The organism is Micromonospora sp. NPDC049580, assembly GCF_040675595.1.
Classification (GTDB): Bacteria; Actinomycetota; Actinomycetes; order Mycobacteriales; family Micromonosporaceae; genus Micromonospora.
On record NZ_JBFAPG010000371.1, the window covers coordinates 1 to 6,388 of the forward strand.

The window sequence follows — 6,388 nt, forward strand, 5'->3', positions numbered from 1 at the left end:
CCCCGCGGTACTTGCCACCGAACCGCTCCGGCTTGCCCGGACCGTTGGTGAGGTTCTCTGAACCGATCATCGTCATCCGTCTCGCCTGCCTCGTTGAACCGGTCGGTACGGCGCTGGTCGACGACCCGCCGCACCGACCCGCACCCGAGCGAGGCAGGCGAGACGGATGACGACGATCGGTTCAGAGAACCTCACCAACGGTCCGGGCAAGCCGGAGCGGTTCGGTGGCAAGTACCGCGGGGCGCGTCGGGACACGGTACTGACCGAGGTGGTCTCGACCGACCAGGAGCTGGACGGGCGGGAGGCGACGGCTCAGGAGGCGGCCGACGCGCCGCTCTCGCTGCCGTCGCTGGACCCGAATCCGCTGGTCGAGCCGTCGTTCCCGCCGACCGGCTGGCCGATGGAGCCGACCGGTTCGCTGGCCGACCACCCGCTGCTGCGCGGCCTGCTGCTGGAATTGCCGCCGAAGGGCAGCATCCCGCCGCCGGGCTGGCTGGACCGCTGGTTCGAGGCGACCCGGGCGATCCTCGAGCTGCTATACGTGCAGGGGTCCGGCCGCTCGCGCTGACCGGGGCGCGGCGGGCTGAGCCCGCTCGGCGAGCCGGCTGTGCCGCAGCGCGTGCCGGACGCCGATCGCGGCCACCGCGAGTGCGCCGACGGTGATCGCCGGCCCGGTGACCCCGGGCTCGGCGCCGAGGTCCGCGCCGGCCGCCGCGATCACCGCCGGCACCGTCGCCAGGGCGGTCACCTGCAACGGCAACCCGATGAGCGGGTGCGCCGCGGCGGCGCGCAGCCCGTGCGGGGCGGGTGTCCCGGGTGCGGTGTCGAACGCGCCGGCCCCGGCCCGCAGGCGGCGGATCCGTCGTACGGAGCAGACGGCCACCACGAGCGCCGGGCCGGTGGCGAGGGTGAGCCCGACGGCGGCCCGGTCGACCGGCGCGGCGCCGGCGCTGAGCAGCCCGCCGATGGACACGGCCGCGACCAGCGCCACGCCCGCCAGCGCGAGCGCCAGCAACCATCCGGTACGCCGACGCAGCGCACGCGCGTCGCGCAGCCGGGGCAGTCGGTCGGCCAGGACCCCGGCGGCCAGCCAGACGGCGGCGACCGGCAACACGATGGTCAGCTGACTCTCCATGTCGGAGACTCTTCCCCGTCCGGGAGCGCGGCGAATCCGGGCCGGACCCCCGTTGGCCCCGGAAGCCGGGCCCGTAGGGGACATCCCATCGACGTGATGGACGTTTCGACATGTTTATCTGCCCGGCCTCATCGATCTACTCTCGGCTCGATCGGCAAGTGTCGATCGATGTGGTACCGGTGGTCGCGTTTCGCCGCCGGTCGGAGGGAGGTAGGGAGATGGGTCTTCCACGCAGGTCCGTACTGGTCGGGGTGACCGCCGCGACCGTACTGGCCGTCGGCACCCCGGCCCTGGCCGCCGAGCCCGTCGGCGTCGTCCGGGAGGCCGGTGGAGCCACCGCCGTGCCGGACAGCTACATCGTCGTCCTCAAGGACACCGCCGTGACCTCCAGCCGGGTCGGTGACACCGCGCAGCGGCTGACCGGCCGGCACGGCGGAAGGGTCGCCCGCACCTACGGCACGGCGCTGCGTGGCTTCGAGGTCACCGTCAGCGCGGGCGCGGCGGCACGGATCGCCGCCGACCCGGCCGTCGCGTACGTCGAGCAGAACCACACGGTGTCGATCTCCGGAACGCAGGCCAACCCGCCCTCCTGGGGCCTGGACCGCATCGACCAGCGCAACCTGCCGCTGGACAGCTCCTACACCTACCCGAACACGGCGAGCAACGTGCACGCCTACATCATCGACACCGGCATCCGCTTCACCCACAACGACTTCGGCGGCCGGGCCACCTCCGGCTACGACGCCGTGGACGGCGGGTCGGCCGACGACTGCAACGGGCACGGCACGCACGTCGCCGGCACCGTCGGCGGATCCTCGTACGGGGTGGCCAAGGGCGTCCAGCTGGTCGGCGTACGGGTGCTGAACTGCTCCGGCAGTGGCACCAACGCCGGTGTGATCGCCGGTGTCGACTGGGTCACCCAGAACGCGATCAAGCCGGCGGTGGCGAACATGAGCCTCGGCGGCGGCGCGAACAGCTCGCTGGACACCGCCGTCCGCAACTCGATCGCGTCCGGTGTCACGTACGGCCTCGCCGCCGGAAACGACAACGGCGCGAACGCCTGCAACACCTCGCCGGGGCGTACCGCGGAGGCGATCACGGTCGGCTCGACGACCAGCTCGGACGCCCGGTCGTCGTTCTCCAACATCGGCACCTGCCTGGACATCTTCGCGCCGGGATCCTCGATCACCTCGGCCTGGTACACGAGCAACACCGCGACCAACACGATCAGCGGCACCTCGATGGCCACACCTCACGTGGTCGGCGCGGCGGCGCTGCTGGCCAGCGCCAACCCGGGCTGGACCCCGCAGCAGATCCGCGACCAGATGGTGGCCAACGCGACCCCGAACGTGGTGGGCAACGCCGGTTCGGGCTCGCCGAACCGGCTGCTGTACGTGGGCACCGGAACCACCCCGCCGCCTCCCACCGGCTGCACCGGCACCAACGGCACCGACGTGTCGATCCCGGACGCCGGTGCGGCGGTGACCAGCTCGATCACGATCGCCGGCTGCGGGCGCAACGCCTCGTCGGCCTCCACCGTGGCGGTGGACATCGTGCACACGTACCGCGGTGATCTGGTCATCGACCTGCTCGCCCCGGACGGCAGCGCGTACCGGCTGAAGAACAGCAGCACCTCGGACAGCGCCGACAACGTGAACACCACGTACACGGCCAACGTGTCCGGTGAGGCCGCCGACGGCACCTGGCGACTTCAGGTGCGCGACACCTACTCGGCCGACACCGGCTACATCAACAGCTGGACCCTGACCGTCTGACCTGTTCCCCAGGGACGAGGCCCCATCCGGACGATCCCGGTGGGGCCTCGTGTCGTACCCGATCGGGGGTCAGACCGCGAAGGTGGCCGGCCGCTCGGTGGCCGGGGCCGGCGGGCGGGCCTTCCACAGACCGGTCTTCTGACCGGCGAGCCGGGTCAGGTAGGCGGGGTTGAGGATCACGTAGCGGCGCCAGAGCCGTTTCGGCTCCAGACCGAGCCGCCAGAACCACTCCAGGCCGGCGCGCTGCATCCACGGCGGGGGCTGGCGCAGCAGCCCGGCGTGGTAGTCGAAGGCCGCGCCGACCGCCATCAGCGGCATGTCGAGCAGCGGGCGCATGGCGTACGTGAAGACCTCCTGGCGCGGGCAGCCGAGCCCGACCAGGACGAGCCGGGCGCCGCTGGACCGGATCCGGTCGGCGATCTCGGCGTCCTCGCCCGGCTGGACCGCGCGGAACTTCGACGGCTCCACACCGGCGATCTTCAGCGCGGGGAACATCCGCTCCAGCGCCGGGATCAGCTTGGCCAACGTCTCCTCGGTCGAGCCGTACAGGTAGACCGGCAGCCCCTCGTCGGCGAAGCGGGAGAGCACGTGCAGGGTCAGCGTCGGCCCGTAGACGCGGTCGGTGAGCCCGGCGTGGTGCAGCAGGTTGAGCGCCCAGCGCACCGGCTGTCCGTCCGGGGTGACCACGTCGAAGGAGTTGAGCCGGGCATTGTGCGCGGGATCCAGCACACCGGTCATCACGCCGTGCACGGCCAACGCGGTAAGCGCGAGTGGCCGCCGCTCGTGCGCCGCGGTCACCACGGCGTCGGTCGCCGTGGCGTAGTCGGTGGCGTCGACGAGGACGCCGAGCACGTTGCGCTTGGTCTTGGCCGTCATGACTGTGGCACCCACTTGTCCACGTTGGCCTCGTAGATCTCCCGCAGGATCATCGGCACGTCGTACGTGATCTTCCACTCCGGGTACTGCTCCTCGAACCGGGCCATGCTGCTCACGTACCACTGGTGGTCGCCGGTGCGGGCCTGCTCGACGTAGTTGATCTGCGCCTCGCGGCCGGTGATCTCCTGGGCGATCGCGAACGCCTCGATGTGCGAGGTGTTCGAGTGCCGGCCGCCGCCGAGGTTGTAGACCTCCGCGGAGCGGGGCGACCGGAAGAACGCCTCGAACGCGGTCAGCACGTCGTGGGAGTGGATCGCGTCGCGGACCATCTTGCCCTTGTAGCCGAACAGGTTGTACGTCCGGCCCTCCATCACGCAGCGCATCAGGTAGGCCAGGAACCCGTGCAGCTCGGCGGCCGAGTGGGCCGGGCCGGTCAGGGTGCCGCCCCGGAAGCAGGCGGTCTTCATGTCGAAGTAGCGGCCGTACTCCTGCACCATCACGTCCGCGGCGACCTTGGAGGCGCCGAAGACCGAGTGCAGCGAGTGGTCGATCGACATCTCCTCGGTGATGCCCTGGTACCAGCGGTGGTCCTCGGGCAGCTCGTACCGGGTCTCCAGCTCGATCAGCGGCAGGCTGTTGGGCCGGTCGCCGTAGACCTTGTTGGTCGAGCAGTGGATGAACGGCGCGTCGATCGCGTGGCGGCGGGTGTTCTCCAGGATGTTGAGCGTGCCGCCGGCGTTCACGTCGAAGTCCGTGTACGGCTCCTTGGCCGCCCAGTCGTGGCTCGGCTGCGCCGCGCTGTGGATCACCACGGCGATGTTCGAGCCGTACTTCTTGAACACCTGCTCCAGACCGTCGCGGTCCCGGATGTCCACCGCGAAGTGGGTGTAGGAGTTACCCAGGTCACGGCCGAGCCGTTCCAGGCTCCACGAGGTGGAGCCGTCCGCACCGAAGAAGTACCGACGCATGTCGTTGTCGATGCCGACGACGTCCAGACCGAGGCCGGCGAAGTGCCGGACCGCCTCGGAGCCGATCAGACCGCCCGACCCGGTCACCAACGCGACACTCACACGCCACTCCTGGTCCATCGGAGGCAGAAACCATCGGAGCATAGCGTGACGCCCGGCACGCCCCGATATGACGGAAGGGCCCCGCATTCCGCGGAGCCCTCGTCTTGTGGTGGGGATGGGGGGAGTTGAACCCCCACGCCCTTTCGGGCACACGGACCTGAACCGTGCGCGTCTGCCATTCCGCCACATCCCCGTGGCACGACCCGAGACACTGTAACCGCCCCGGACCCGCTGTCTCCAACAGGCCCCGGGAATACTACGCTGTCCCAGACGCTCGCCACGAGCGGTTACCGTTCGTGGCGGACGAAAGATTAGCACGGCAGTCCCGGTCCTTCCGAACGGGCCGGGAGCAGCCGGCCGAGCGGCGTGTGAGCTGCGCGCGCGCCGGCCGGATACCATCATGTCCTCGGGACCCGAGGAGGAGCCGGTGAGCGTGCTGCAACGCTTCGAGAAGCGTCTGGAAGGCCTGGTCGAGGGGGCCTTCGCCAAGGTCTTCAAAGGGGTGGTCCACCCCGTGGAGATCCTCAACGCCATGCAGCGGGAGGCCGAGGCGCACAAGGCGATCCTGGCCGGTGGGCGCACGTTGGTGCCCAACCGCTACGTGATCGATCTCTCGCCGTTCGACCACAGTCGTCTGGCGCCGTACGCCGCCGCGCTGGCCCAGGAGCTGGCCCAGTCGCAGGCGGAGTTCATCGGCGAGCAGGCCTGGACGGTCTACGGCGACGTGATCGTCGAGATCGAGCGGGGCGAGGGCCTGGACACGGGAATGTTCCGGGTCACCGCCGAGGTCTACACCGGCGGCGAGGTCGCCCCCGTGTCGGCACCCGGCTACGACGCCGGCCCGCCCGCCTACCCCGCGTACGACCAGGGTGGCGGCTACGGCCCGCCGCCCGGGCACGGTGGCGGCCGCAACGTGCGGCTGGTCTCCGGTGACGGACGCACCTACCCGCTCCAGATGGGGTCGACGGTGATCGGTCGCGGCGACCAGGCGAACCTGCGCCTGCCCGACGTCGGCATCTCCCGGCGACACGCCCGGCTGGATTTCGATGGCGGCCAGGTTGTGCTGACCGATCTGGGCTCCACCAACGGCACCATGGTCAACGGGCAGCGGGTCTCCGCCGTCGCCCTCAACCCGGGTGACATGGTCCAGCTCGGCACCACGACGCTGACCTTCCGCGTGGACGGCTGAGCCGCCTTGCCGGCACTGGTCATCACCGTTGCCCGGTTCGGGTTCCTGATCCTGCTGTGGATCTTCGTGTTCACGGTGGTCGGCGTGATCCGTCGGGATCTCTTCGCGGGGGCACGGTCCGGTCGCCTGGTGGCGGCACCACGCGCGGTTGGCGCCTCGACGGGGCAGGCGGCCAAACCGGCGAAGGTGAAGCGGGGCAGGGCGGCCCACCAGTTGGTGGTCACCGCAGGTCAGCTGGCCGGCACCCGCATCACCCTCGGTGAAGCGCAGATCACCATCGGTCGGGCCGAGGACTCCACCCTGGTCATCACCGACGACTACGCCTCCGCGCGGCACGAGTCTC

7 protein-coding genes and 1 tRNA gene are annotated in these 6,388 nt (G+C 70.7%); 4 read left to right on the forward strand and 4 right to left on the reverse strand.

What is annotated here, in order from left to right; translation table 11 throughout:
* The first annotated feature begins 166 nt into the window (after positions 1 to 166).
* Positions 167 to 568, forward strand: coding sequence for a hypothetical protein (locus tag AB0J68_RS24250; RefSeq protein ID WP_363940550.1), 402 nt, complete (start codon positions 167 to 169; stop codon positions 566 to 568).
* Here the strand turns inward: AB0J68_RS24250 and AB0J68_RS24255 are convergent.
* Positions 536 to 1,135, reverse strand: coding sequence for a hypothetical protein (locus AB0J68_RS24255; protein WP_363940551.1), 600 nt, complete (start codon positions 1,133 to 1,135; stop codon positions 536 to 538). The two genes, AB0J68_RS24250 and AB0J68_RS24255, sit on opposite strands and share 33 nt — an antisense overlap.
* A 218-nt stretch (positions 1,136 to 1,353) precedes the next feature.
* Between AB0J68_RS24255 and AB0J68_RS24260 the strand changes: the two genes are divergently transcribed.
* On the forward strand, positions 1,354 to 2,910 hold the full coding sequence (locus tag AB0J68_RS24260) for a S8 family serine peptidase (RefSeq protein WP_363940552.1): 1,557 nt from the start codon (positions 1,354 to 1,356) through the stop codon (positions 2,908 to 2,910).
* A gap of 69 nt (positions 2,911 to 2,979) precedes the next feature.
* Here the strand turns inward: AB0J68_RS24260 and AB0J68_RS24265 are convergent, their stop codons facing one another.
* The 3 genes from AB0J68_RS24265 to AB0J68_RS24275 all read right to left on the reverse strand — a co-directional run bounded on the left by AB0J68_RS24265 (position 2,980) and on the right by AB0J68_RS24275 (position 5,049).
* On the reverse strand, positions 2,980 to 3,786 hold the full coding sequence (locus AB0J68_RS24265; protein ID WP_354854937.1) for a WecB/TagA/CpsF family glycosyltransferase: 807 nt from the start codon (positions 3,784 to 3,786) through the stop codon (positions 2,980 to 2,982).
* Entirely contained in the window at positions 3,783 to 4,898 is a 1,116-nt protein-coding gene (locus tag AB0J68_RS24270) for an NAD-dependent epimerase/dehydratase family protein (protein ID WP_354854938.1), read from the reverse strand. The genes AB0J68_RS24265 and AB0J68_RS24270 overlap by 4 nt, the downstream gene beginning before the upstream one ends.
* Before the next feature lie 65 nt (positions 4,899 to 4,963).
* A tRNA-Leu gene (locus AB0J68_RS24275) sits at positions 4,964 to 5,049 on the reverse strand.
* A gap of 207 nt (positions 5,050 to 5,256) precedes the next feature.
* Here AB0J68_RS24275 and AB0J68_RS24280 point away from each other — a divergent pair.
* Together AB0J68_RS24280 and AB0J68_RS24285 are read left to right on the forward strand one after the other, a co-directional pair.
* Positions 5,257 to 6,045: a DUF3662 and FHA domain-containing protein gene (locus AB0J68_RS24280; protein ID WP_007454122.1), complete on the forward strand. Its 789-nt coding sequence runs from the start codon at positions 5,257 to 5,259 to the stop codon at positions 6,043 to 6,045.
* Between the two features lie 6 nt (positions 6,046 to 6,051).
* Positions 6,052 to 6,388 (forward strand): FHA domain-containing protein (locus AB0J68_RS24285; RefSeq protein WP_363940553.1); only part of this gene is annotated, 337 nt, incomplete at its 3' end.